General features: G+C 45.7%; 19 protein-coding genes. 7 read left to right on the forward strand and 12 right to left on the reverse strand.

Going from position 1 to position 24,237, the window contains the following annotated elements:
- Positions 1 to 80: 80 nt before the first annotated feature.
- Together ACHUFW_RS05925 and ACHUFW_RS05930 are read left to right on the forward strand one after the other, a co-directional pair.
- The gene (locus ACHUFW_RS05925; protein ID WP_394201403.1) at positions 81 to 1,442 is read left to right on the forward strand and encodes a patatin-like phospholipase family protein; all 1,362 of its coding nucleotides are present in this window, start codon (positions 81 to 83) and stop codon (positions 1,440 to 1,442) included.
- A gap of 269 nt (positions 1,443 to 1,711) precedes the next feature.
- A complete protein-coding gene (locus ACHUFW_RS05930; RefSeq protein WP_394201405.1) occupies positions 1,712 to 2,968 on the forward strand; it encodes a BamA/TamA family outer membrane protein in 1,257 nt (418 codons plus the stop codon).
- Positions 2,969 to 3,021: 53 nt separating this feature from the next.
- Here the strand turns inward: ACHUFW_RS05930 and ACHUFW_RS05935 are convergent, their stop codons facing one another.
- Positions 3,022 to 3,714 carry a single-stranded DNA-binding protein gene (locus ACHUFW_RS05935; RefSeq protein ID WP_394201407.1) on the reverse strand — a complete coding sequence of 231 codons (693 nt, stop codon included), beginning with the start codon at positions 3,712 to 3,714 and terminating at the stop codon, positions 3,022 to 3,024.
- 64 nt (positions 3,715 to 3,778) lie between these two features.
- A complete protein-coding gene (locus tag ACHUFW_RS05940) occupies positions 3,779 to 5,146 on the reverse strand; it encodes an MFS transporter (RefSeq protein ID WP_394201408.1) in 1,368 nt (455 codons plus the stop codon).
- A 202-nt stretch (positions 5,147 to 5,348) separates the two neighbouring features.
- On the opposite strand from ACHUFW_RS05940, the gene uvrA reads away from it, so the two are divergent.
- Positions 5,349 to 8,174 (forward strand): excinuclease ABC subunit UvrA, encoded by a 2,826-nt coding sequence (uvrA, locus tag ACHUFW_RS05945; protein ID WP_394201409.1) that lies wholly within the window; start codon positions 5,349 to 5,351, stop codon positions 8,172 to 8,174.
- 853 nt (positions 8,175 to 9,027) lie between these two features.
- On the opposite strand, the gene ACHUFW_RS05950 is transcribed toward uvrA, so the two are convergent.
- From ACHUFW_RS05950 to ACHUFW_RS05975, 6 genes are all read right to left on the reverse strand, one after another.
- On the reverse strand, positions 9,028 to 9,312 hold the full coding sequence (locus tag ACHUFW_RS05950) for a hypothetical protein (RefSeq protein ID WP_394201411.1): 285 nt from the start codon (positions 9,310 to 9,312) through the stop codon (positions 9,028 to 9,030).
- 79 nt (positions 9,313 to 9,391) lie between these two features.
- The gene (locus ACHUFW_RS05955; protein WP_394201413.1) at positions 9,392 to 9,676 is read right to left on the reverse strand and encodes a hypothetical protein; all 285 of its coding nucleotides are present in this window, start codon (positions 9,674 to 9,676) and stop codon (positions 9,392 to 9,394) included.
- 178 nt (positions 9,677 to 9,854) lie between these two features.
- The gene (locus tag ACHUFW_RS05960; protein ID WP_394201415.1) at positions 9,855 to 10,295 is read right to left on the reverse strand and encodes a hypothetical protein; all 441 of its coding nucleotides are present in this window, start codon (positions 10,293 to 10,295) and stop codon (positions 9,855 to 9,857) included.
- Positions 10,296 to 11,214: 919 nt separating this feature from the next.
- Complete coding sequence (locus ACHUFW_RS05965; RefSeq protein ID WP_394201417.1) at positions 11,215 to 12,192, reverse strand: transposase; 978 nt, start codon at positions 12,190 to 12,192, stop codon at positions 11,215 to 11,217.
- A 1,112-nt stretch (positions 12,193 to 13,304) separates the two neighbouring features.
- The gene (locus ACHUFW_RS05970; RefSeq protein WP_394201418.1) at positions 13,305 to 14,156 is read right to left on the reverse strand and encodes a hypothetical protein; all 852 of its coding nucleotides are present in this window, start codon (positions 14,154 to 14,156) and stop codon (positions 13,305 to 13,307) included.
- Positions 14,153 to 15,355, reverse strand: a complete 1,203-nt coding sequence (locus ACHUFW_RS05975) for a hypothetical protein (RefSeq protein ID WP_394201419.1) — start codon at positions 15,353 to 15,355, stop codon at positions 14,153 to 14,155. The genes ACHUFW_RS05970 and ACHUFW_RS05975 overlap by 4 nt, the downstream gene beginning before the upstream one ends.
- A gap of 527 nt (positions 15,356 to 15,882) precedes the next feature.
- Here ACHUFW_RS05975 and ACHUFW_RS05980 point away from each other — a divergent pair.
- The 3 genes from ACHUFW_RS05980 to ACHUFW_RS05990 all read left to right on the forward strand — a co-directional run bounded on the left by ACHUFW_RS05980 (position 15,883) and on the right by ACHUFW_RS05990 (position 20,205).
- On the forward strand, positions 15,883 to 16,959 hold the full coding sequence (locus ACHUFW_RS05980) for a M28 family peptidase (protein ID WP_394201421.1): 1,077 nt from the start codon (positions 15,883 to 15,885) through the stop codon (positions 16,957 to 16,959).
- Between the two features lie 242 nt (positions 16,960 to 17,201).
- A complete protein-coding gene (locus ACHUFW_RS05985) occupies positions 17,202 to 18,995 on the forward strand; it encodes a DEAD/DEAH box helicase (protein ID WP_394201423.1) in 1,794 nt (597 codons plus the stop codon).
- Between the two features lie 313 nt (positions 18,996 to 19,308).
- Positions 19,309 to 20,205 (forward strand): hypothetical protein, encoded by an 897-nt coding sequence (locus ACHUFW_RS05990; protein ID WP_394201424.1) that lies wholly within the window; start codon positions 19,309 to 19,311, stop codon positions 20,203 to 20,205.
- On the opposite strand, the gene ACHUFW_RS05995 is transcribed toward ACHUFW_RS05990, so the two are convergent.
- The gene (locus ACHUFW_RS05995) at positions 20,191 to 21,333 is read right to left on the reverse strand and encodes an NAD(P)/FAD-dependent oxidoreductase (RefSeq protein ID WP_394201425.1); all 1,143 of its coding nucleotides are present in this window, start codon (positions 21,331 to 21,333) and stop codon (positions 20,191 to 20,193) included. The two genes, ACHUFW_RS05990 and ACHUFW_RS05995, sit on opposite strands and share 15 nt — an antisense overlap.
- Positions 21,334 to 21,500: 167 nt before the next feature.
- On the opposite strand from ACHUFW_RS05995, the gene ACHUFW_RS06000 reads away from it, so the two are divergent.
- Positions 21,501 to 21,899: a hypothetical protein gene (locus tag ACHUFW_RS06000; protein WP_394201426.1), complete on the forward strand. Its 399-nt coding sequence runs from the start codon at positions 21,501 to 21,503 to the stop codon at positions 21,897 to 21,899.
- Between the two features lie 129 nt (positions 21,900 to 22,028).
- Here ACHUFW_RS06000 and ACHUFW_RS06005 read toward each other — a convergent pair whose 3' ends face one another.
- The 3 genes from ACHUFW_RS06005 to metF form a co-directional block, all read right to left on the reverse strand.
- The gene (locus tag ACHUFW_RS06005) at positions 22,029 to 22,469 is read right to left on the reverse strand and encodes a lipoprotein (RefSeq protein WP_394201428.1); all 441 of its coding nucleotides are present in this window, start codon (positions 22,467 to 22,469) and stop codon (positions 22,029 to 22,031) included.
- Positions 22,470 to 22,818: 349 nt separating this feature from the next.
- Entirely contained in the window at positions 22,819 to 23,028 is a 210-nt protein-coding gene (locus ACHUFW_RS06010; RefSeq protein ID WP_394201430.1) for a cysteine-rich CWC family protein, read from the reverse strand.
- Between the two features lie 230 nt (positions 23,029 to 23,258).
- On the reverse strand, positions 23,259 to 24,146 hold the full coding sequence (gene metF, locus ACHUFW_RS06015; RefSeq protein WP_394201432.1) for a methylenetetrahydrofolate reductase: 888 nt from the start codon (positions 24,144 to 24,146) through the stop codon (positions 23,259 to 23,261).
- Positions 24,147 to 24,237 lie beyond the last annotated feature (91 nt).

The following is a 24,237-nucleotide window of genomic DNA, read 5'->3' on the forward strand; positions in this document are numbered from 1 at the left end:
ACTGGCTTACAATCAACTAAGCTTACAATCAAGTAATATCAAGCAGTGTTTCTGCTTCAACCAATCTGAGATGGCCACCAATGACAAAAACAATATGCGCGTGCCTACTTTCACTTTTACTGATCGCCTGTAGTAGCCAACCCGATCGGATTGTCGCGCCTTCTCAACCTGACTCCATCACTCATTTGCTCAACGACCCGACGATACGCCATTGGGGGGATGTGCCATTTACCATTGAGCAGCACACCAACAATGAAGCCCAACGTCAGGATACTTTTGATATTTCGCTGCTGGTCGATGAGCACAACAAGCTTAAAGACCAACACCACCTCACTATCTCAGGCGGTGGCGCCAACGGTGCATATGGCGCTGGATTACTCAACGGCTTAACCCACAGTAAAACAAGACCTGAATACCGACTCGTCACCGGAATAAGTACCGGAGCAATCATAGGCTTATATGCATTTTTAGGCCCAGATCACGACGATAAACTAACCAGCTTTTACACTCAGCTATCAGATAAAGACCTGTACGAGAGCCGCTATATTTGGCAGCTGTTTTCCAGCTCTTCACTGCTTAATACCGCCGCTTTTGAAGCTAGAGTCAGAAGCGAGATTAATCGGCCACTGCTTGATAAAGTGAAACAACAACACTTACGCGGTAGAACCTTTCTAGTAAAAACCACCAACCTTGATGAGCAAAGACCTGTGATTTGGAATATGGGTGCCATCGCCATGCATGAAACAGCGGAAGCTGAGCAGCTGTTTGAAAATGTCATTTTAGCTTCTGCCTCAATCCCAGGCATATTCGAGCCTGTGCTCATCCCAACCTTAGTTGATGGTGAACCATTTGATGAAATGCATGTGGATGGTGGCGTGGTAGCTCAAGTATTCTTCATGCCTGAGGATATGGATATTGAAGCGTTCGAACAGCTTGAAAACCACAACCTCAGCCAACTTGGCCACCAAAATCAACCCCGTGCAAAAAACCATATTTGGCTTATTAGTAACTCTCGCATCGCTGCTAATTGGCATCCAACCAAGCTATCGATTACTGACATCATGGGACGTTCTATTGCCACCATGATCAAATATCAAGGCAGAAGTAATATCGCACAAATATATCAACAAAGTCAGTTAACTAACTCATCATTTAACTTGTCATACATGGACGGTAAAGTGCCATCAGCCCCCGCTAGCGCGCCTTTTGATCAGCAGTATATGCAACATATTTATTGCTATGGCTACGCCCAAGGTCTCAATGGTCAACATTGGAGCAATCGCACACCCGATTATGGCAAACTGCAAACAGCCAATGGCAAGCTCACGACAGAGAGCTTGCAGGTTAACAACACCAATATCAGCCAGTTTAACTGGGAAACTGTCGACACGGGGTTATCGGCGCAAATTGCAACGTGTTTAAACACCCTTAAAAACGACTGATCTTTGCAGCGCTTAACCATACCGGTATTTATTGGCGACTTCTGGATGAGTTAAGCGCTTGCCTGTTTACTATCTGTGCCTTAGGTCTATCACATATACCAACCAACCTTTTACGCCATTTAAAATCAATACCTTACCATCAATCTTACATTAGCAAATGCAAAATTGAATAGCTCTTATTCATTGTTCCTCAGCAGCAAAACTCTATCATTCTCACATCGCTACAGATAACGCCGTATCTGTTAACCAACTAGCTGTGAGCCAACAACATGAAGCCATTTTCGCAACCTAACTTAGCTAAAGCACAATCTGAAGAAGCCACTTCTCAAGCTAAGGTCGTTAAGCGTCTAATGCTTGCTACGGCTGCGCTACTCGGTTCAGTTGTCTATGTCCACGCTGACGAGGCCGAGTTGGTTATTCATGCAAGTCATGACACTGAGCAAGCGCAAGAAACCGTGATCATTCCTATTGTTGGCGCAATGGAAAGCACAGGGCTATTAGCAGGCTCCGTGGTCGCCGTAACCGGCCTTGGTCAAGCGCAAGCTCAAGCGGTCGGCTTTGGTGCATATTCAGTCAATGACAGCTACATCAGCTATTTAGGCTACTTCAACTACGCATTATCAGCGCGTTGGACATTCGATATCTCAGCCCTGCAAGCGGACTTTACCGATACCGAAATGTACTTAGGTGAGCAACCTGATGAACCTATTGATGTGCCCAGCGACGCATCTTACTTGCAGCGCGACTGGCAAATGACGTTTCGCTATTTGCTCAATCAAACACCTGCGGAATCAGTAAATTCGATGACTGGCTTGCAAGCGCAGCCTGTAACAAGGGTATTAGAGGTTGAACCCTTCTACAAAAGTCGTGAGTTCCGCTCAGATAAAGTTGCCAATGTGGCAGGTGAAACCTATGGCATTAGCGTCACGCTAGATCAAGACGCACGGGACTACACCCCCTCGCCTAGCCGCGGTTATCACAGCTACGCTAAAGTACTAAGAGATTGGGGCGGCAGCGAACGAGCCAGTTACACCCGCTGGGAAGTCCAGCACAGCCACTATTTCGATCTGGGCAGTAATCGCATCAACCAACAACAAACACTGTCGTTAACCGGATACCTCTCTGATACCCCCACATGGCAGAACGATAAAGCCCATCGTCAGCCCGACTGGTTTGCCCAATCTGTGCTAGGTGGCCCCGATAGAATGCGCGGTTATGGTGACAACTATATGCATGATCGCAGTGCACTGTTTTATGGTGCAGAGCTTAGAATGATCCCCAAATGGCAACCACAAAGTCGTGTGCCAGTGTTGAGTCGTTATGATTTTCCGTGGTGGCAAACTGCCGTCTTTGCAGAGCTTGGCAACGTCAGTGACAAGCTCGATTTTAGCGCACTGCACAACAACATGAAGTGGAGCGCCGGTGTCGGTATTAGGGTATTTATTGAGAACATTATTGCCCGAGCTGATTTTGGCTTTAGCAAAGACGATTCAATTTTCCGCTTTACCGTCAACCAGCCTTTTTAATTCACATAAAAAAACCGCTCATTGAGCGGTTTTTTCATTATGCTAACTTCGACTTAGAACGGGATATCATCATCCCAGCCGTCGTCTAAATCTGGGGTAAAGTTTTGCTGCGGCGCAGCCTGTTGTTGAGGTTGTGGCGCAGGACGTTGCTGCGGCGCATTTTGTGGTTTAGGCGCATAAGCAGGTTGCGCTGCAGGTGCAGCTTGTTGTTGCTGACCGTAACCACCTTGTGGCTGCTGTGCTGGAGCAGCTTGTTGCTGCTGACCATATCCACCTTGCTGTGGCGCAGCATTTTGTTGCGGTGCGCTTTGCTGTGGAGCTGGACGTTGTTGCTGCTGTTGTGGCGCGTTATAACCACCTTGCTGCTGTTGGCCGTAACCACCGCCACCTTGCTGACCACCTTGGCCTCGGCTATCTAGCATCTGCATTTCACTGGCGTTGATTTCTGTTTTGTAACGGTCTTGTCCAGTTTGCTGATCTTGCCACTTGCTCGTCTGCAATTTACCTTCTAGGTAAACCTTTGAGCCTTTCTTCAAGTATTCGCCAGCCACTTCTGCTAAACGACGATACATAACAATGTTATGCCACTCTGTGCGCTCTTGTTGTTGACCTTGTTGGTCTTTCCAAGTCTCACTGGTAGCCACTGTAAAGTTGGCTACGGCATTGCCATTTGGCATGTAGCGTACTTCAGGGTCTTTCCCTAAGTTACCGACCAAAATTACCTTATTGACACCACGACTGGCCATTGAAATCTCCTGCGATATTCTTACAAAATCTAATATACATACTCATGCGACACCACAACACGAGTTAATTGACAGAGCCTAACACAGCTCGCGCTTCTCTCAAATCGAAATGCTCATCAACTTTTAAATAAGCCACTTTTTCTTCTAATACCACGATGGCTTCAGCAACGCCTTTTAGCTTCGACAGTTCGGTCGCCATGGCCTGAGCTTGTGCTTTACCTTCAACCACGGCCTCTAGCGTATAACTCTTTAACAAAACGGGATTTTTCATTCCAATTGTCAATACAAGCCATAGTGCCATCAGTACAAATGCCACTGCAAATACCCCGGCTGCACCCAGCAATTGGTAGGCACCGCCACCTAATAAACCGCCACAAAACGCCCCTAAAAATTGACTGGTCGAATAAACCCCCATGGCAGAGCCTTTGTCGCCAACCGGGCAAAATTTAGCAATCAAACTCGGCAATGAAGCTTCGAGGTAGTTAAAGCCCGTAAAGAATAATACCACTGCGATACTCAGTACCAGCAAGTTGTTGGCGTACAGTGCCATCGCCGCCAATGCTAGCATCATAATCATCAAGGCAACTTGGAAAGTGGCCTTGGTATTTTTCTTTTTCACACCGATGATAATCAGCGGCACCATCAAGAAAAACGCCCCCATAAAGGCGGGGAAGTACAACATCCAATGCTTTTCTTTGGCGAGACCCGCATCGACTAAATCTAACGGCAAGGCCACAAAGACTGCCGTTAATACTAAGTGCAAAATGAAAATACCGGCATCGAGACGAAACAGCTGCGGGTCAAACAACATGGCTTTCAATTTAGCCGGTGTTGCCACCGTATCCCCCTTGGGGGCTTGGCTGATGGGTGTTGGCACCATCAACTGCACAATCACCATACCCAGTAACGCCAAGCCTGCGGTCATGGCAAACAAGCCAGATAACCCCAGTTGCTGTGCCACGATCGGGCCAACCAGCAGCGAAAGTGCAAACGAGAACCCAATACACATGCCGATAATCGCCATGACTTTGGTTCGCTGCTCATCACGGGTTAGGTCTGCCGCTAATGCCAGTACCGCGGCGGCAATGGCACCCATTCCCTGCATCGCCCGCCCGGCCACTACGCCGTATATGGTGTCTGCCATCGCAGCAACCACACTACCGATAGCAAACAACAACAGCCCCGCCATAATAATCGGCTTACGGCCGTATTTATCGGACAAAATGCCCATTGGAATTTGTAACAGTGCTTGAGTTAAGCCGTAAGCACCAATAGCAATACCCACCCACAAAGGCGAAAAGCCTTGTAAGTGCTGACCGTAAAGTGCAAAGACAGGCATGATCATAAACAAGCCCATCATGCGTAAACCAAATACACTGGCTAACGAAAAGGCGACTTTTTTCTCAGTCTTCGAAAGTCCGTTATTAGCCATTTCCCGCCCTGATCTGAATACATAAATAAGTGGCGCATGTTATCACGAAGCATTTAACCAGCTCAAAAGAAAATCCATCTGTAATGCATCTATACGAAATAGCTCACTGTCGCGCATGATTTTGATCACGTTTAGATAGGATCTGAATAGGGTTTTGTGCGATAATTACGCTCTTTTGTTTTCGGTAGGATTGGCGAAGTAGATGGATACCATTGAAGTACGTGGCGCACGAACCCACAACCTGAAAAATATCAATTTAACCATACCCAGAGACAAACTCATTGTCATCACTGGGCTATCGGGTTCTGGTAAATCCTCATTAGCATTTGATACTTTGTATGCTGAAGGTCAGCGCCGCTATGTGGAGTCGCTATCAGCCTATGCGCGTCAATTTTTAAGTTTGATGGAAAAGCCCGATGTTGACCATATCGAAGGCTTAAGCCCGGCTATCTCCATTGAACAAAAGTCCACTTCCCATAATCCGCGTTCTACCGTCGGTACCATTACCGAAATCTACGATTATCTGCGTCTGTTGTTTGCCCGTGTCGGCGAACCACGCTGTCCAACCCATCATCAACCTTTGGCGGCACAAACCGTTAGCCAAATGGTCGACAAGGTATTAACCCTGCCCGAAGGCAGCCGACAAATGCTGCTAGCACCTGTGGTTAAAGACCGTAAAGGTGAGCACGTTAAGCTGTTAGATAACCTGGCCGCACAAGGGTTTATTCGTGCCCGAATTGATGGTGAAGTGTGTGACTTAACCGATCCCCCAGAGCTTGAACTGCACGTTAAACATACCATTGAAGTGGTGGTTGATCGCTTTAAAGTGCGCGATGACTTAAGCCAACGTCTAGCTGAATCCTTTGAAACGGCGTTGGAGTTGTCAGGCGGTATCGCCAGTGTCGCTCCCATGGAAAAAGGTGAAGATGAAGAACTGCTGTTTTCAGCCAACTTTGCTTGCCCACATTGTGGCTACTCCATGGCCGAACTTGAGCCAAGAATTTTCTCATTCAACAACCCGGCCGGTGCCTGCCAAACCTGTGATGGTCTTGGGGTACAGCAGTTTTTTGATGCCGCGCGCGTCATTACCAATGACGAATTATCATTAGCTGGCGGAGCCATACGCGGTTGGGATCGACGTAATTTTTATTATTTCCAAATGCTCAGCTCGCTGGCAGAGCATTATGATTTTGATGTGGAAACGCCATTTAAACAGCTAACGACCAAAGTACAAAAAATCATTTTGCATGGCTCAGGCAAAGAGAGTATTTCATTCAAATACATCAATGATCGCGGTGATGTAGTGGTGCGCAAGCATCCATTTGAAGGCATTTTAAATAACATGGACCGACGTTATCGGGAAACCGAATCCAATGCGGTACGTGAAGAACTAGCCAAATACATCAACACCCAATCATGTAATAGTTGTGGCGGTTCGCGTTTACGTGAAGAAGCCCGTAACGTATTTATTGAAGGGCTCAACTTACCTACGTTAACGGAATGGTCGATTGGCGAAGCCATGGACTATTTTGACAAGCTTTCATTGAGCGGACAGCGGGCGCAAATTGCTGAAAAGATCCTCAAAGAGGTGCGCGACCGCTTAGGCTTCTTGGTTAATGTCGGCCTGAATTATTTAAGCCTATCTCGCTCAGCCGATACCTTATCGGGTGGTGAGGCCCAACGTATCCGACTTGCCAGTCAAATTGGTGCTGGCCTTGTAGGCGTAATGTACGTGTTAGATGAACCCTCAATTGGACTGCATCAGCGTGATAACGAACGGCTATTAAACACCCTTATCCACTTGCGTGACCTAGGTAATACCGTGATTGTGGTTGAACACGATGAAGACGCCATCCGCATGGCTGATCATATTATCGATATTGGCCCTGGCGCAGGTGTTCACGGTGGTGAAGTGATTTGTGACGGCCCATTAAAAGCCATCACTCAATGCAAAGAGTCCATCACAGGTCAGTATATTTCTGGCAAAAAGCAAATTGAAATCCATGAAAGCCCAGCTCAGTACGATGGCGATAAGCTCATCGAACTATTTGGCGCTTCAGGCAATAACCTTAAAGATGTCGATTTGCAGATCCCTGTTGGCCTGTTTACCTGCGTCACTGGCGTATCAGGCTCAGGTAAGTCGACGCTTATCAATGACACCTTCTACAAAATCGCCCATCGCCAATTAAACGGCGCAACAGTCGATGAGCCCGCCCCTTACAAAGAGGTTAAGGGCATGGATCACTGTGACAAGGTGGTGGATATTGACCAAAGCCCAATTGGCCGCACGCCTCGCTCAAATCCAGCAACTTATACTGGCATCTTCACCCCAATTCGTGAACTATTTGCAGCCACCCAAGAGTCCCGTGCCCGTGGTTACAAACCAGGACGCTTCTCGTTCAACGTCAAAGGCGGCCGCTGCGAGGCTTGTCAGGGTGATGGTTTAATTAAAGTAGAAATGCACTTCTTACCAGATGTGTATGTGCCTTGTGATAGCTGTAAGAGCAAGCGCTATAACCGCGAAACGCTCGAGGTGAAATACAAAGGCAAAAACATCCATGAAGTGCTAGAGATGACCGTTGAAGAAGCGCGAGCGTTCTTCGATGCGGTACCTGCCATTGCCCGCAAACTGCAAATGCTGATGGAAGTTGGCTTGTCCTATATTGGCCTTGGCCAAAGCGCCACCACCTTATCCGGCGGTGAAGCCCAGCGGGTCAAATTGGCCAAAGAGCTGTCAAAACGAGACACAGGCAAAACCTTATATATCTTAGATGAGCCGACAACCGGCCTGCATTTTGCTGATATTCAACTACTGCTTGATGTACTGCACCGCCTCAAAGCCCACGGCAATACTGTGGTGGTTATCGAACATAACCTAGATGTGATTAAAACCGCAGACTGGATTGTCGACTTAGGCCCAGAAGGTGGCTCAGGTGGTGGTACTATTTTGGTTACAGGTACCCCTGAGCAAGTGGCTGAGCATCCGACTTCGCATACAGCGAGGTTTTTGAAACCTTTGCTAGCTTAAGGTGGCTGGGATCAGCTGATCCCACGCATCGAGTTCTGTGCCGCAAACTGTTGTCTATGGTTGCGGCATAGGGTTATCGCTTTCTCATCTTCAATATAGTGTTTGGCTGTCATCTACCCAATGAGTAGCAAGGTAGTTTTCGCCTCCAGCGAGGATTTGTAGTCATCCTCCCGATGAGTCACGGGGAGTGTTTCGCCTGCCCGGCGAGGGATGTGCAGATGCTATATCGGGACGCTTTGCGCCATCCATGGCCGCTTAACGAAAACATCCATGTTTTCGATACCCTCAGCCGCATCTGCACTGGGTCATTTGTCTCTTCGAAGTAACGGTAATTCATTCAGCAGTCAAAATAGTGACTTAATGGGCTTATCCACAGGGCCAACAGGTTTTCGCCTTGTTTGGTTGTCATCAACCTGATGACTGAAAGTGGGGTTTTGCCTCAAGCGGGGATTTGTAGTCATCCACCCGATGAATCACAGGGGAGTGTTTCGCCTACCCGGCGAGGAATGTGCGAACACACTTATGACTCGCCGTGAATACTTCCATGTAGGCTTCACGGTGACGTCCTGTCACCGAGAGTCAACGCGCGTTCACACTGGTGTAATTTACCTCTTCGTATTGATATTTTAGTTGTTAAATTAATTTAGGCTTCGAACTAACTACATACGCTGACAAACTTTTGGACAGAAATGAGTTAGAGCTTAAACTTTGAAAGCAACGACTGCGATTAGGGAAAGTATGGCAATCAGGTATGCAGTAACGCCGTTTTTAGCGGCGCTTGCTAAAATGTGAAGCGAAGTGGAACCAAGCAAGCTGTTACGAGTCCGACTTGAAAACCCTTGTTATGCGGATTTTAACCGTTTGCTAACCGCCAAGTTGCAGCATCCAATTCCTGTTGTGTAAATAAATCAGAGAAAGCTGGCTGCAACATTATGCTCTCAATAGTCAGGTCATTTCTTCCCATGTTAAGTAATTCTCTAAATCCATATTGAAAATCGCCTGATACAACAAATTTTCTCGCAACCTCTACGGGGTGATCCACACTTATCATTTGTTCAAAACGAGTTGGAGCGTAACCTATTTCATAACATTCTCTGACTGCTGCACGAACAGCAGCTTCAAATCTATCTCTGGACATACATAGTTCCTTTATCCGCATAACAGCTTATTATGTTTACAGCTCACGAAGGACGTAAGCTTAATTCATACTAACGTTACTAAAAGCCTTCTAGGTATTCTTTTTCAACATAGTAATGAGGTGATTCTTCGTTTGGAGCATTTTCAGAGGCAACATTTACTGCGGCACTATGTATGTTGTCCATATTTTCTAGATAGTTATCTATTGTAGATTCTCGATCATCATCGGTTTCAAAATAGTCGTTCAATGTACTAGCTAATACACGAAATACGTACCACTCACCGTTAAGCTCTCCAACAAACTCGATTGAACGAGGATTGATTTTGTATTCGTAATCATCAAACTCAAATGTCCACTCATCCATTTTCGTACTCCTTTCTAGAATCAAAATGAGATGTATGTAGTACCATTAAATGAAAAACCAATTCTGAGCCTCTGATCACGAACATTAAATCAAGTGCGAGTTCCCAATGTAACTCCTGCAATAATGTGTTCCCCACAGAACTTTGAACACTATCACGCCATAGTCGTTTGTTATACGTTTAATCAAATGAGCTGTAAATAGCATTACATCCATTCAAACTCCACAGCTCTTGATGAACTATCTTCCAATCGAAGTCATATGTCTTTTTTAGCCGCTCCTTCTCTGCTTCAAATGCTTTGTCTGGTTCGGACATTATTGCGACCATATAGCCTAATAAAATTTTACGGTCTTGCAACATTTCTAAAAAAAGCAGCATCGTTTCGTCATTAGCTTGAAGCTGCAACGCTATAAGTTTATCCGTATTATCTGTAATAGCGCTATAAAACTTAGACATTGCTTTTTGAGCTTGAGTATCAGATTCAAAATTGCCTAATGTTACATCCAAGCACTTTGCATAATCTTGGTTCACCGCATAAAACTGCTCAGCAGAATCAGGTTTAGCATAACTATTTAGGGATAGCATCAACGCAAACAAACTAAAAATGGTAAAAAACTTCATCTGTTTTCCTCTAACTTAAAACAGCTTATTATCCAGCTTTTCGGATAACGCCCTGTTTTTTTTAACTACTTATATCGAAGCTATCAACGTAACTTATTGATGTAAAGCAATTAACTCGCTAGTTTAAGCACAAATAAATTTGCTCTGGCTGAAAAAAGTACAATCCCCCCTTTGCAAATGCGGCTGAGGGTATCGAAAACATCGCTGCTCTTTGACATCCATGTCACCGCGGCATTTGTGAATCCCTTCACATCAGATGCTGTCATTAACCCGCCATAAATGGACTCTCTTGAAAACAGATAGACGCCCAGAAATAGTATCTACACAACGCTACAAAGAAAAACCGTCCTCAGCTTGAACCAATAACGTTAATTCGAAGAGACAATTAATCCAGTGTAGATGCGGCTGCGACCTTCGACCACAGGACGTGGTCGCAGAGCCCCCATGGATGGGTTCACGGCGAGTCGCAGAAGCATCTATACATTCCCCGCTGGAAGCGAAACTCTAACCCCAACTCATCGGGTAGATGACAAACAAATCCCCGTCGGGAAAGGCGAAGTCCCCAATCCCGCCTCATCGGGCAGATGACAAACGAATCCCCGCTGAAAGCAAAACTAAACCATCCCTCTGTTTCTCCAATCACACTCAAATCGAAGAAACAATTAATCCAGTGTAGATGCGGCTGTGACCTTCCGTAGATATTGATTAGCCAGCCATTATTAATCAAGAAGATAGCAAAGCTACTGCGTACTACTCAAGGGCAAACTAGATTTGTACCTTCAAATGCAGTGCTCAATACAAACAAACTTTTTGAAATTAGCCAAAATGAAGAAATAAGCCATTGATTGCTGTTTTTAGCGCAAGGGTTGTTTACTCTGCCAATAAGGCTGAGGATTAAGGTTAATGTGAGGTCCGAGACTTAGTTGGCAGGCATAAACTGGCAACTACTTGAGAAATGTCGCCTTCGCTTGTTTAGATGTTCACAGTAATGGCTAAACTCCTCCAATGTCCCCACAGGGCCATGAAAGAGTTGTCCAAATTCCGTGACGATTTTAAGCCAATTAGCTGAGGGGATGTTTAGTCGGCTCAGTATGTCACAAGCCTTTGAATCAATCGCGCCACGCTTATCATCTCGAATCACCCTACCTGTTTCGTCAACCAGCACAAGGTAGTCTTGCAGTGAGAAAGCGATGCCTTTGGGTTGCTTGGCACGTTCATTACCAATGAAACGTAAAAGGCGTTTAGGTTGCTCTCCCGTGAGCGCTGCTTTGACTCTGAGTTTGATACTAGTGAAGTCCGATTGCTCAGGTGTGGTCGCCATTTTAGCCCGTATCGGATTAAGTTCGACATAGGCCATACAGGCCAATACAGCTGCTTCATCAAGCAGCGCTTGTGATTTAAATCGTCCTTCCCAGAAATGTCCTGTGCAGTTATCTTCTAGATTAGCTTGTCTTGCGATAGGCTCATTTAGACACCTCATAAACCAGCTAATATCGCAAAGGCGTGAGCGATACGTCGCTATCAGATGTTTAAGCTGAGCAACTGCGTATTCTTCTATCACTTCACCTTTGGCGAACTTCTGTGTTAACCCTGTTCCTTTAAACAGTTTATGCCATTGCAATACGACGTCCCTATCTGACCAAGTGTTAACTTGTTCAGCATCAATATAAAGCACGACATGCAGGTGGTTGCTCATCACTGCGTAGGCAGCAACATCGATGGCAAACACTTCGGCGAGCTTCAAGATTTGAGTTTCTACCCAACTACGGCGGTGGTCATAATTCTTGCCGGTGTATTTATCGTCACCGCATAAGAAGGCGCGCCTTACAACGCGACTACAACAGTGATAATAGGATGTGTCTTCGAGACTAATGAGGGTTCGTCTTGGCCTTGGCATGCAACCTCCTTGTTATATGCGCAAATCAAGCATAGTCGGAGGTTGTCATTTACGCCATTAACTATGGCTGTCCATGTGTTTATTTACGCCATTAACTATGGCTGTCCATGTGTTTTCCATTAACTATGGCTGTCCATGTGTTTTCCATCTTAGTGTTGAAACTCTACAGATAGAAAAATAAAACGCCTGGATGAGTACGTAAAAACCTTGCTAGAAAATCCAAAATTTGAAGCTAAATACACTGGCGATGTGTACGTTACGCACAAGCGGAAAAGCCACAAACTACACAGCACAATCCTTGTCGACACCCCGAAAAAATTAAGTAGTTACAATGTGTTATAAAGGTAAGTGTTTTGACATTTGTGAGTAATGGGGTCGCATCTCACCTTCCACAAATTCAAGTAATGCAAATATAATACGTTTGCATTATGACAAGGAGGAGGGCTGACTCACTTTGGGGCAAAAACAAGTTACCCCTTACTCTCTGATTCCCAATCACACTTAAATCGAAGAGACAATTAATCCAGTGTAGATGCGGCTGAGGGTATCGAAAACATCGCTGCTCTTTGACATCCATGTCACCGCGGCATTTGTGAATCCCTTCACATCAGATGCTGTCATTAACCCGCCATAAATGGACTCTCTTGAAAACAGATAGACGCCCAGAAATAGTATCTACACAACGCTACAAAGAAAAACCGTCCTCAGCTTGAACCAATAACGTTAATTCGAAGAGACAAATTACCCAGTGTAGATGCGGCTGAGGGTATCGAAAACATGGATGTTTTCGTTAAGCGGCCATGGATGGCGAAAAGCGTCCCGAAATAGCATCTGCACACACCCCGCTGGAGGCGAAAACCTGCCCCTAACTCATCGGGCAAATGACAAACAGGCGAAAACCTCACCCCACCTCATCGGGTAGATGAAAACCACATCCCCGTCGGAAGCGAAAACTAAACAATCCCTCTGTTTCCCAATCACTGCCAGATCGAAGAGACAATTAATCCAGTGTGGATGCGGCTGAGGGTATCGAAAACATGGACTCTATTGATAACAAATAAGCTTCCAGAAATAGCATATGTTTCCTTGCCATAGGGCTTTAAGCCATCCCATTAAGCGGTTTCCTGTTCCACAATCGTGCGAACTAGCACATCTTGTTTGTCATCAGTTAACTGCGGTGTTGACGCTTGGAGCGCATAGTCCGTCAATGACACCTGCTCCATCACCCGTTGCTGGGTTTTATTAGCCGCCTTGCGCCATTTTTTATACTTATCTGAACGATCCACTCGGTGATTAAAACGCACCACTAAAAAGTGTTTTTCATCTAACCCTAAACAATACATGTCTGTGCGACTGTACTCATACGGTTTAACTAATTGATGAAACACCCATTCAACCCCCTTAATGTTGACAGTGCTGGCATCGGGAATGGGAGGAAAACCCCAATTATTAATTGACCCTTCCAACTGTGCAGCCATCACTTCATCAGATAAGGTCGTATGTTTACTCATTTCTTGGCGTAACTCAGTATTCCTTCCCTGCAATTTTTCCCCAATTTCAGGGTGATTATAATATTCATCATATTCAAGGCTAAGCCAGTCCCCTAACGCCTGATTATCCAGCGCATTGATCCCTTCTGGAGTTTGTTTGATTCGAAACTCAGTACTCAACATGCCGTATTCACAGCTAGGTAAAATAGGAATAATTGGCAAGTACATCCAAATTCGCGTATACAGCGATAAATAAGTCTCATGAGTATGAGTTTCTTGATGCTTAGCAAACCAATCACGGTTACGATACGGATAGTTGATCTCTTTGGGATCCTGCCTCGCAACCACATTCGTGATAGGAATAGTAAATGTGAGCAGTTTATCTTCTAAAATTAACCGCTCAGTCACCTGATAATTGAAATCAGCGCCGCCCAAAAAGCCTTGCCATAGGGCTTTAAGTAACCTTTTCATCATGAAGGACTCCGATCTGTTTGATTAATATACTTTTTTACCTGTGCAGCACGCTTATGGTCACCTAACATCAACAACTGTTGATGATAGGTTTTTATCCCTAAATAAGGCAAGGTATGTGGGCTCACGCCCGGTTTAGCCAATAATGCACTGGCAAACTTAATAGAGCGAGCAAAGCTACTTTTGGAGAGATCGTTTCTGCCAGCAATATTGGGCACCGCATCAAAGGGATTATTGCGCGCTTGATGGGTTTTTAAGCCTAACTGTTTAGCCGTGTGCGCTAATGTTGCTACATTGGCGCCGCTACCGTGAATCGCCAGTTCCTGCCCAGTGAGTGCACCTTGGTAGTTAATCCGGTAATACTGCAACGCCGATAAGAAAATAATCGCCCCTTGACTATGGGCCACCCATTTAACCTTTTTACCTTGCTGCTGGTTTTGTTTTAGTACTGCCGCTAAATGTTTGGCATTGTGGGAGGTGTTACTGTGCTTTTTATCAAACGCGCACTCAATTAAGTCTCGCACCGCTTTATCACTGGGGTTATGAAACAGGGTATAGGCTTTAATGGTGTCACTTTGGTAGGCGGTGTCTAAATGGGTACCCATTAACCACTGCGCCTTAGTTAGCTCATTGAGCATACCGTTGACTGCAGCATGCGGGGTTTGGACTTGAGTTTTAGGCGCTGCACCTCCCCACTCAGCAGTGAGTTTAGTGATCTCTTCTTCTGATTTTGCACCGTCATATTTAGCGCCGCTACCAATCCTTTGCACCTGATACAGCATAGTACGCTCATCGGTATGGCGATCTTTTTCACCGTATAGCTGCTGATCAAACAAAATATCGCTGATTTGTATTTGCCCTGAACTTGCTAATTTGTAATCGATAAAATAATGATAGTTGCGAAACGGGATATCGGTGCGGCGCATATGCCTAAACGGATTGCGGCTTTGTTTGATGGATGAAGCTGCGCTAGGGTGCAAGCTAATAAACTGTATCTCCTTAATCACCTGACGTTGGTCATAGTCATTGAGGCTTTTTAACATCACTAAGGCTTGGTAACTAAATTCTACTTTTTGAGTATTAAAGTCATTAGGCAGTTTAATACCATGCTCTAAAGCCATTTGCTGGTCGAGCCCCATTAGACTATGGGGAGATTGCGGTTGTTTTGCTGAGGGGAGTGCACAGCGTTTTGTCCAGGTCATAATTATCATCCTTGATAATGAAAAAACCATGATAATGTGTATTCGCTTTTTCTGGTATAGCTCCAAATAATGGCTTATTAAGCAAACTAATTCCCAAGGGGAATGTCACCGCGGCATTGGTGAATCCCTTCACATCAGATGTTTTCGTTAAGCGGCCATGGATGGACTCTCTTGAAAACAAATAGGCGTCCCGAAAAAGCATCTACGCATACCCCGCTGACGGCGAGCATTCAATATCCTCTCATCACGCAGATAAAAACTAAATCCCCGCTGGAAGCAAAAACTAAACCATCCCTCTGTTTCCAAATCACACTCAAATCGAAGAGACAATAAATCCAGTGTAGATGCGGCTGTGACCTTCCGTGACATGGATGTCACGGCAGAGCCCCCATGGATGGGTTCACGGCGAGTCGCAGAAGCATCTACACATACCCCGCTGGAGGCGAAAACCTGCCCCTAACTCATCGGGCAGATGACAAACAAATCCCTCGCCGGGAGAGGCGAAAATTAAACAAATCATCGTGCAGATGAACACCAAACGTTTTCCCTTATTGCCAATTACTCGCTACACTGAAGTGATAACAGTGCGTATAACCACTTGGTATAACAAGGAGATAGTGGCAATGGGGATCTGCAGGTATCGACCATGGATACTAGGCGCACTGCTCATATGCAGCATGAATTCGCTGCTCGGCTGCGCCAGCCGCCCTCCCTGCCCGACTGAATTTCCATTGCAATGGACGCAACCTAAGCAGCTTGAAAAAGACATTGAACACCTTGCTTCACCCACCATGCAAGGGCGCAAAACTGGGACGTCTGGGTCGCTGCAAGCGCAGCAATTTATTAGCCAACGTTTTCAAGCGGCGGGACTTAGCCCTTGGCAAGGCAGTTTCAGCCATCCGTTTGAGTACCAGCTCAACTTCAGCACTAAAGTAGGTACTAACATCATTGCTGCCCATTATGCCCGCACAGACAATCGCCCTTGGCGGATCATCTTGGCCCATTACGATCACTTAGGTAAAAAGGGCAACAAAATCTACCACGGCGCTGATGATAACGCCTCGGGCGTCACCGCCCTGCTGGCGCTAGCAGATCATATCGCTAACCAAGATGATGATATCAATGTACTGTTTGTGGCGACCGATGCTGAAGAACCTGGCTTGTTTGGCAGCTATGCCTTGGTCGAGCAGCTCAGCCAGCCCAGCTCCCCCATTGCCATCAATAATATCGAGCTAACCATTAATCTTGATATGATTGGTCGCCCCGGGCGTCCCCATGCCATCTATTTAGAGGGGCGACGCAACTTCGATAATTACACCACAATAAAGCAGACAATCAGCGCGCCACTAAACTTATGTATCCGAACTCACCGCTCACCTCCCGCGGGGCGAAGTATCGAAAAAATTGATTGGTTACGGGCATCCGATCACTATCCTTTTCATCAAGCTAACGTGCCCTGGTTATACTTTGGCGTGCCCACCCATAGCGACTATCATCAAGCTTCCGATACCGCAGATAAGATAGATATCACATTTCTGGCAGCTGTTACTGAATCTGTCTATCAACTGGTAATTATTGATAGTTATCTCTTACAAAATAACTAATAACTAACAAATTGGCATTAAATTTGAAATAGATAAAATACTGATTATAAATAATAAATTTTATACTTAGTCCAAATTACGAGCAGTACCTGCTTTTTAAGATGGTAAATATTGAAGTTTATTGTTATACTAGCGGGCTTACTGATAAGTTTCGGTGCGGGAAGTCGACACGGGGTTGATTTTCTGTCTATAGAACCTGTAAGTGCGTCAACGCACTTTGTTATACCACAAGGCTACAACCCATGTCATCCAGTGAAAAAACTTTCCGCGAACTCGGTCTTGCCGAGCCTTTGTTGCGTGCTCTTGATGAGCTAGGCTACGAAAAGCCAACCCCTATTCAATCAGCCAGTATTGATCCATTAATGGCCGGTAAAGATATTCTTGGTCAAGCACAGACAGGTACCGGTAAAACCGGTGCATTTGCTCTGCCGCTACTCAATGCGATCGATCCAAGCAAAAATGTGCCACAAATCTTAGTGCTAGCGCCTACCCGTGAACTTGCCGTGCAAGTCGCAGAAGCGTTTGGTAGCTACTCTAAGTTTATGAAAGGCCTGCACGTGCTACCTATTTATGGTGGCCAAAGCATGCACCAGCAATTAAATGCACTGCGCCGTGGACCACAAATTATTGTCGGTACACCGGGTCGTGTTATGGATCACATGCGCCGTGGCACACTGAAGTTAGAAACACTACAAGCCCTTGTTTTAGATGAAGCAGATGAAATGCTAAAAATGGGTTTCATCGACGATATCGAGTGGATTCTAGAACACACCCCACAAGAGCGTCAGCTTGCTTTGTTCTCTGCTACTATGCCAGAGCAAATTAAGCGTGTTGCTAACAAGTACCTTGATAACCCAACTCACATCAGTATCGCTGCTAGCCATACTACGGTTGAGTCAATTGAGCAGCGTTTTGTTCAGGTTTCACAACACAACAAGCTTGAAGCGTTAGTACGTGTATTAGAAGTTGAAAATACTGAAGGTATCATCATCTTCGTACGTACCCGTAACAGCTGTGTTGAGCTAGCAGAAAAGCTAGAAGCTCGTGGCTATGCTTCATCTCCGCTACATGGTGATATGAACCAACAAGCCCGTGAACGCGCGGTTGAACAGCTAAAGCGTGGCAAGCTAGACATTCTTATTGCCACTGACGTTGCTGCACGTGGTCTTGATGTTGAGCGTATTGGACACGTCATTAACTACGACATTCCATACGACACTGAAGCTTATGTTCACCGTATTGGCCGTACTGGCCGTGCTGGTCGTACAGGTATGGCAATCTTGTTTGTGACGCACCGTGAAATGCGCATGTTACGCACCATTGAGCGTGCAACGAAGAGCCGTATTTCGCCAATGAACGTGCCAAGTCCAGAAACCGTTACTGAGCGTCGTTTATCTCGTCTTGGTGAGCAAGTGGCTGAAACCATTAATACCGATTTGGACTTCATGAAAGACGCTGTCGCACAACTGTGTCAGCAACTTGAAATTGATACCGACCTTCTTGCTGCGGCGTTGCTACAACAAGTACAAAAAGAGCGTCCACTGCAGTTGCCGCCGATTCAAGAGCGTCAGCGCGATAGCCGTGATGATCGTAACCGCGAGCGCAACCGTCGTACTACGCCAACAGATATTGGTAAAGCAGAAGCCCTAAAAGACAATCCAGACGTTAAGATGTGCCGTTATGTATTGGATGTTGGTCGTGATAATGGCGTAGGTGTGGGCAACATTGTTGGTGCCATTGCCAATGAAGCCAATATCGACAGTCGTTACATAGGTCAAATTCAACTGTTTGACCAAATGACCTCGATCGACTTACCTGAAGGTATGCCAAAAGATGTGCTACAACACCTTAAGAAAGTGCGTGTTTGTGGCCGTCCACTCAACATTCGTGAAGCGTCTGGCACCGAGAATGTCTCTAATTCAAATGATGGCCGCCCACCACGCCGCCGTCGCCCATCAGGTGATCGTCGTGACCGCCGCCCTGGTGGTGAAAAGCGCTCTCACCGTAAAGGTAACAGCAACAGAGACAATGGCTAACAGGCAATTGTAATTAGCATTTTAAAAAAGGAGCCATTAGGCTCCTTTTTTTTGCTTAATCGGCGGGATAACCCTGAAATAATATGCATCTAAATATGCATAAAATCATTTAAGCAACATCACCAACCTTGAGCAAACCTTAAGCGAACATTAATAAAATATTAATAAAAACAACAATTAACAACGCGTTAACCTACCAAGTTTTTATGCGATCCAGATCACGCTTTTACTGTAACAAAGCTTAACAATTCAAGTTTAATCATTAGGATAGCGGCCGCAATTTCGCCAGCGCCGGTAGCAAGGAAAACTTGTCATGTTAACACTGCATCAAGATGTAAGCGTTCAACATAGTGATATCAGTTATCAATACCACATTAACGATCTCGGTAAGCCGGTAGTGCTATGCTTTGCACCAGGTAACAGTGGTAGTACCCTAGTTAACAACCAACAATCCTTGTGGGGTTTTGATTACCTAAAGTCTCGCAAACTCAATGTTGTCGCCATCGCCCATATTGGTAAACAAAACTTTTATCAGAGCCAAAACTGCATTGATGTATTAACGGCTTTAGGCCAGCAACTCATCGGCTTCCCAGAGCGCATTGCCTATGGATCTAGTCGTGGCTGTTTTGCGATTGGTATCCATGCTAAACGACTTGGACTTGATCGTGCGTTAATGATGATGCCCATCAGCTCAATGAAAGCAGAGCTTGCTCCGCTAGAACCTAAAGTGCAGCAATATGGTGCTCATCCTCAGTGGCAAGGTCCTAACAATGATGCAGCTGTCTGCGACATTCCGCTAACTGTCATCTGCGATCCCCTGTACCCCGCTGACTATCAACATTATTTAAGATTTAATCATGTTGAGCAGTTCTTGCGCCTGCCCGGTGTCGGCCACCGCGTACCTAGCGTATTGAAGAAAATGGGCTGTTTGAGTTCCGTGGTACTTGATTACTTACACAATGAATTAGATCAGCAACAATTTTACCGTCACGCCAGAAAGCGTCGTCAGCTCAACGTCTACTACCGCCAGCTGTTACGTAATCCAACTGGCAAACTCACCACAAGACGTAAGTTGATTTTACGCAAACACCAAACCTATGTTGCCGTCAGCAATTTAACCCAGCAGCTGGCTAGCAAAGCAAGTGCTAAAGCGAGTGCGGTGAAACAGTGGTTAATTGCCAAAAAGCCTAACTTGTCACTGATCAAGTAGCTCGGCCACATGATCAGCTATAGCCAGCGAGGCGGTTAAACCGGGTGATTCGATACCAAACAGATTGATCACCCCACTAAGACCGTGCAGCTTTGACCCTTGAATGACAAAATCATCACTGCCATTACCCGCACCATCATGCAGCTTTGGCCTTATGCCACTGTATGCTGGCTGCAGTTTATCCAGCTGAAGCTCGGGAAAATAGCCCTTAATTGCAGCAGCAAATTTCGCTTGCAGGTTATCAGGCAGTCCGTAGTCTATTTGCGCTGCACTACTCACATCAATATATTGGGTATCTGGGCCAAATTTAAGCTGGCCTGCCATATCAAGGGTACTATGAATCCCCAAGCCACTGCCGCTAGCTGGCGGCAGTGGATAAACCAAGTGCGTAAACGGTGAACGACCTTGATAGCTACAATAGTGGCCGCGGCACCAATAAGCCTTGGGGATATGTTGAGTTTTCAAACCATCAATTCGGCTTGCCACATCTTGGGCAAATAAGCCTGCGCAGTTAATTAACTGGCGACAATAAACTCGATACGTCTCGCCATCACTGCAAAGTTCAACCTCATAGCCGTCATCAATGGCGCCAGCCGCGATAAACTCGGTATGGGTAACTAAGTGGCCGCCGTGAAGTTCTAGATTACCGAGCAAACTGGTCATCAGTCCATGACTATCAATAATCCCCGTTGACGGCGACCACAGCGCCCCATAACAACTCACTGCGGGTTCTAACTGATGCAGTTGTTTTGCGGTCAGTATTTCGGTGTCCATGACATCATTGTTAATGGCTTTTTGCTGCAAAGCGTGCAACTGCTGCATCTGTGCTTCGTCTTGGGCGACGACCAGCTTACCAAGCTGTTTATGGGCAACCTGATGTTGCTGGCAATATTGATAAAGTAATGCTTTACCTTTCACACATAGCTGGGCTTTCGCACTGCCACTGGGGTAATACAAGCCAGCATGGATCACTTCACTATTACGGCTACTGGTCTCCATACCAAACTGGGACTGGCGCTCAACAACCACCACTTGTTGACCGCGCTTGGCGAGCTCTGCCGCAATCGCCAAGCCGATAACGCCACCGCCCACCACTAAGGTTTCTATGTAATTATCCTGATTTTGCATTTTTTATTTATCAGTTAAACAGCAGCTTAATCAAATTTCATCTTCAACTTAGGCTAACACAGTTGCTCAATGCCAAAGCTGTCTTATACTAAAGTGTGCTTATCAATCATACAAAATAACGAGAAAAATAAGGATTACTACCTATTTCAGGTAGGCAGGGAGGCCCTATGTATCAGCTCAGCTTTGGCTGCACAATTGACAAAATCGATCAAAATATTGCTTCAGTCACCATCAATGACGGGGTGGAGATCGATCTGGATATGATCACTGAGTTTGATGCCTGCCTAGAGAATATCTTCACCGGCCCTTATGGTCTGCTCATCGACAAACGATACCGCTACACCTACAGCTATGAAGCGCAACTTTGTATGGCCTCATCGCCTAACTTAGTCGCCACCGCCGTCGTTGGCCACCCGCCTATCACTGCCGCATTGCCACCAGCATTTTATACCGTGCGCCAAGTGGATAAGATTAACACGCGATTGTTCAACGCCCATCCAACCGGCAATGCACTGGCAATTACTTGGTTAAAGTACCAACTTGCTAAGGCACAAGATATTGCCTAGGGCATGTTGTGTTTGCATCTAGCTTAGTACATTGAGATAGCGCAACAATGAAGCTTGATAGATAAATAGCCCCTGACTAAATAAAAAACCACCGCAAATTTGCGGTGGTTTTTTAAAGGGTTAGCGAAATTACATGACGCACTCTTTCACTTCATCGGCCTTTTCTACACTGCGCTCGATAAATGTCTTGGCCTGCTCATCAGTGATTGAAGCGGTCAGCTCATTAATCACCTTCTCTGCAGTTGACTCAGAAGAAGCATCCACTAAACAACGATAAGCGTTGGCAACATGCTCCTTAGCTTCAGTCACTGCTTGTGGGTTCGCGAAGTCTGATTCCAAGGCTTCTTGTACCGTAGCGACTAATTCTTTGGCTCTGTCAGCAGCTTCACCAAATTGATCAAGATTAAAGTCATCAAAGTTAATCTGCTCAAGATCCAATGAGGCGACTTTCTCCTGCACACTGTCAACAGCCTTATTGGCCGCTTCTTGGGCATCATCAATCGCTTTAGCGGCATCTTCACAGCCAGCTAATGCGACAATGGCAACGGTCGCTAATAATAACTTTTTCATCTGCCTTCCTTTTATTGTGTATCAATCATAATACCAATCACTATAAACATTTAGTCGCTCAGCGAGAGTTTAGCAGTTCTGAAGCAAGGCAACGAGTGAAGAGCATAGGTGTTCTACGCTCAAGCTCGTTAACACAGCATCAGGATTGCTAAAACTCGCCATTGTGGCGCGTTTTGGGCTACCTACTTCTGCGTTGAATAGCTTTATAAGGGAATCACCATTATTGCAGCTATTCGCCTTGAATTAGTTTGCCAAAAATCGCGCTGAGCAGATCAAATTCTTATACTGATTGGTATACACCAACCGGAGCATTGCGCAAACACAATTAGGCTTAATAAGTGTTAATGATTCAGTCTAGTCGCTTAATACCTTGTTGTTGCTCTAACAACAGCTGCTGTACACATTGCTGACAGATACATTGGTTAGCAGGCAAATTGACGCTAATGGCTTGCTTATCTGGAAACGGCTGCTGCATGCACCAACATTGCTGCGCAGGTAATTGATTGGCAATCGCACACTGATTGTGTTGCTGACATAATGGGCAAGTGGTAACAGGCATCTGCAATCCTTATCTAAATTGACATCAACTAAATTGACCTGAATAAGATAACGCAAACTGTCACAGGCTTATAGCGCTAGTCAGTGTGCGCAGCTGACACTCTTAAACCGGGCAAATAACCCAAACAACAAAACGCCCCGCAATATTGCAGGGCGTAATGGATTAATTTGGCATCGGTATCGGTATAGGTATCGACACGCTAACCGTAAAAGCTCGACACGCCTTCGCGATTATTTGGGACGCACACCTAATGTGTGACAAATCGCGTAAGTTAACTCTGCGCGGTTTAAGGTATAGAAGTGGAAGTCTTTCACCCCTTCACGAGATAGTACTTTCACCATGTCGATAGCCACGTTAGCACCAACTAGCTGACGGGTTGCAGGGTCATCATCTAGACCTTCAAACTGCTTGTGTAACCAACCGGGGATAGACACATTGGTCATTCCAGCAAATCGCTTTAACTGCTTAAAGTTAGTCACCGGCAGGATACCTGGCACAATTTCAACATCTATGCCTGCGGCGACACAACGATCGCGGAAGCGTAAATAGGACTCGACATCAAAGAAGAATTGGGTAATGGCGCGATTAGCACCGGCATCAATCTTCTTCTTTAGGTTGATCAAATCAGCTTGCGCATTGGTTGCATCTGGGTGTACTTCAGGATACGCCGCTACTGAGATATCAAAGTCTGCCACCGAGCGCAGTAAGCGCACTAAATCATTGGCAAAACGGGTCGGCTTAGGGCTACCTTCAGGTAAATCACCACGCAGGGCAACAATATCGCGGATCCCTGAGTTCCAATAGTGCTTAGCCAGTTCAACTAACTCTTCATCGCTGGCATCAACTAAGGTTAAATGCGGCGCGGCAACTAAGTCAGTTTCTTTTTGAATACGCTCAATCACGCCGTGGGTTCTATCACGTACCCCAGAGTTGGCACCATAGGTAACCGACACAAACTTAGGATTAAGCGGCTCTAGGCGGCGGATAGAGTTCCACAGTAAGGTCTCCATTTCAGGAGTGGCAGGCGGGAAAAATTCAAATGACACATTAATATCACCATTAAGCTCAGATAAGCTCTGGTTTAGCGATGTTGCGTGTTGTGCGTGATGAAAAGCCATTTCTTCTTCCTCGAACCTACTAATTAATTACATCCAGACGTTTGGACGTCTATATGTCCATATACTAGAGAAACTGAGATTGAAGTCAAGT

This window comes from Shewanella waksmanii, from assembly GCF_043643685.1.
In the GTDB taxonomy this organism is placed as follows: Bacteria; Pseudomonadota; Gammaproteobacteria; order Enterobacterales; family Shewanellaceae; genus Shewanella; species Shewanella waksmanii_A.

Coding starts and splice junctions, on each gene's coding strand:
- ACHUFW_RS05925 (WP_394201403.1), top strand. CDS start 81: ATGACAAAAACAATATGCGCGTGCCTACTTTCACTTTTACTGATCGCC.
- ACHUFW_RS05930 (WP_394201405.1), top strand. CDS start 1,712: ATGAAGCCATTTTCGCAACCTAACTTAGCTAAAGCACAATCTGAAGAA.
- ACHUFW_RS05935 (WP_394201407.1), bottom strand. CDS start 3,714: ATGGCCAGTCGTGGTGTCAATAAGGTAATTTTGGTCGGTAACTTAGGG.
- ACHUFW_RS05940 (WP_394201408.1), bottom strand. CDS start 5,146: ATGGCTAATAACGGACTTTCGAAGACTGAGAAAAAAGTCGCCTTTTCG.
- uvrA (WP_394201409.1), top strand. CDS start 5,349: ATGGATACCATTGAAGTACGTGGCGCACGAACCCACAACCTGAAAAAT.
- ACHUFW_RS05950 (WP_394201411.1), bottom strand. CDS start 9,312: ATGTCCAGAGATAGATTTGAAGCTGCTGTTCGTGCAGCAGTCAGAGAA.
- ACHUFW_RS05955 (WP_394201413.1), bottom strand. CDS start 9,676: ATGGATGAGTGGACATTTGAGTTTGATGATTACGAATACAAAATCAAT.
- ACHUFW_RS05960 (WP_394201415.1), bottom strand. CDS start 10,295: ATGAAGTTTTTTACCATTTTTAGTTTGTTTGCGTTGATGCTATCCCTA.
- ACHUFW_RS05965 (WP_394201417.1), bottom strand. CDS start 12,192: ATGCCAAGGCCAAGACGAACCCTCATTAGTCTCGAAGACACATCCTAT.
- ACHUFW_RS05970 (WP_394201418.1), bottom strand. CDS start 14,156: ATGATGAAAAGGTTACTTAAAGCCCTATGGCAAGGCTTTTTGGGCGGC.
- ACHUFW_RS05975 (WP_394201419.1), bottom strand. CDS start 15,355: ATGACCTGGACAAAACGCTGTGCACTCCCCTCAGCAAAACAACCGCAA.
- ACHUFW_RS05980 (WP_394201421.1), top strand. CDS start 15,883: ATGAACACCAAACGTTTTCCCTTATTGCCAATTACTCGCTACACTGAA.
- ACHUFW_RS05985 (WP_394201423.1), top strand. CDS start 17,202: ATGTCATCCAGTGAAAAAACTTTCCGCGAACTCGGTCTTGCCGAGCCT.
- ACHUFW_RS05990 (WP_394201424.1), top strand. CDS start 19,309: ATGTTAACACTGCATCAAGATGTAAGCGTTCAACATAGTGATATCAGT.
- ACHUFW_RS05995 (WP_394201425.1), bottom strand. CDS start 21,333: ATGCAAAATCAGGATAATTACATAGAAACCTTAGTGGTGGGCGGTGGC.
- ACHUFW_RS06000 (WP_394201426.1), top strand. CDS start 21,501: ATGTATCAGCTCAGCTTTGGCTGCACAATTGACAAAATCGATCAAAAT.
- ACHUFW_RS06005 (WP_394201428.1), bottom strand. CDS start 22,469: ATGAAAAAGTTATTATTAGCGACCGTTGCCATTGTCGCATTAGCTGGC.
- ACHUFW_RS06010 (WP_394201430.1), bottom strand. CDS start 23,028: ATGCCTGTTACCACTTGCCCATTATGTCAGCAACACAATCAGTGTGCG.
- metF (WP_394201432.1), bottom strand. CDS start 24,146: ATGGCTTTTCATCACGCACAACACGCAACATCGCTAAACCAGAGCTTA.